Source organism: Flavobacterium psychroterrae, from assembly GCF_018380615.1.
Taxonomy (GTDB): domain Bacteria; phylum Bacteroidota; class Bacteroidia; order Flavobacteriales; family Flavobacteriaceae; genus Flavobacterium; species Flavobacterium psychroterrae.
Window position 1 is genome coordinate 1 of the sequence record NZ_JAGYVZ010000055.1, and the last position, 1,257, is coordinate 1,257.

General features: G+C 37.5%; 2 protein-coding genes. Both read right to left on the reverse strand.

The features are described from left to right. Positions 1-133: 133 nt before the first annotated feature. The gene (locus tag KHA90_RS24720) at positions 134-697 is read right to left on the reverse strand and encodes a hypothetical protein (RefSeq protein ID WP_213308159.1); all 564 of its coding nucleotides are present in this window, start codon (positions 695-697) and stop codon (positions 134-136) included. A 4-nt stretch (positions 698-701) separates the two neighbouring features. Continuing rightward, positions 702-1,257 (reverse strand): phage head morphogenesis protein (locus tag KHA90_RS24725; protein ID WP_262899378.1); only part of this gene is annotated, 556 nt, incomplete at its 5' end.

A 1,257-nucleotide genomic window follows, 5' to 3' on the forward strand; every position in this document is an offset into this window, starting at 1 on the left:
ATGTCAATTAACGCACAAGGAAACTGCGCCGGAGGATTCGGACTATAACTGTCCATCTGCCCCCAATCTTCATCAATGTATTTAAGCGCCGTGATTGTCGCTAATCTGTTTTGGACAGCTTCTAAAAAGTTTTTCATTTTTGTTTAAGTTGGTTGTAGAAATAAGTATCTAATTCTATCATATTTAAGCTTACGACATCTTCAATTCTTTGTCGCACAATTGGATGATCACCAATAAACTGGCGTTTTTCAATTTTCATTTTAGCACCCACTTTTTGCAATGCTAAATTTTTCCATTGCTGTGCTTCGGCTGTTAGCTTTTTATTTCTGTCGTTTTCCCTTGCTACAACACTGTTATCAGCTTTCTTTTTTGTTGTAATCGCACCGTTGGCTTTATAAAACATTGCCCAGAAAAAACTTTTCATCTTTGCCGTTACTATAATTTCTCCGCCCTCATTGTTGATTGTTGCATAAGGTAGTGAACTTGACCAGGTGACAGATGAACCATCTTGTTTTGACATTATTGACCGCCTTAATTTACCTGACCTGGCTAATAAAGAACCTCTCTGATTAGGTAGCTTGGTACCGCTCCACTTCTTAGTAAAGAAAGCTTTTCGTTCAAAATTTCTGTCAAATTCGTCTGATAAATCTACTTTAATATCAGAGAGTACATTTTTTATAAAATCTTTTGAATTCATTAGCTTAGTTTTTTAAACTGTCTTTTACTGCTTTGGCTCCCTTTACTTTTCCGTATGGGTGTTCTGGTGGAAAAACAACTTTTTGTGCACCAGGATTAAACCTGAAAATTTCAAGTCTGTTTTTACCATCTTTTCCCGTCTCAGTTGTTGCCTTTTCACCGGCAGTAATTGCAGTTTCTGAATTGCTTTGATCGTACTTTCCTTTTAGAACTTCCACCGCCACACATCTGCATCGCCAACCATTTGGAGGATAAAAAGAACTCCAAAATGGATCTTCTTTAGGTAGCGTAATATCTGCTAAAGCCTGATGTGATGTTCGTACTCTTTCATCTTGCGCAGTCCTGTACTGTAAATTGTAACGATTTCCCAGATTTGCCCATTGTGCAGCTGCCTGAGAGCTTGCAACAGCAAATTCATATTCAGCCTCAAGATAATTCTGATTATAGCTCACATTAAGCTTGTCGAAGTCTTTTGTTACGACAGAGAATGGTTTGAATTTGCCATCATCGGTTAACAGTAATTTTGAAGCTTCAAATAGTTGTGCATTGGCTTTAAGTGAT

Bases quoted from the DNA above. Each gene is read 5' to 3' on its own strand.
- KHA90_RS24720 (WP_213308159.1), bottom strand. From the start codon at position 697: ATGAATTCAAAAGATTTTATAAAAAATGTACTCTCTGATATTAAAGTA.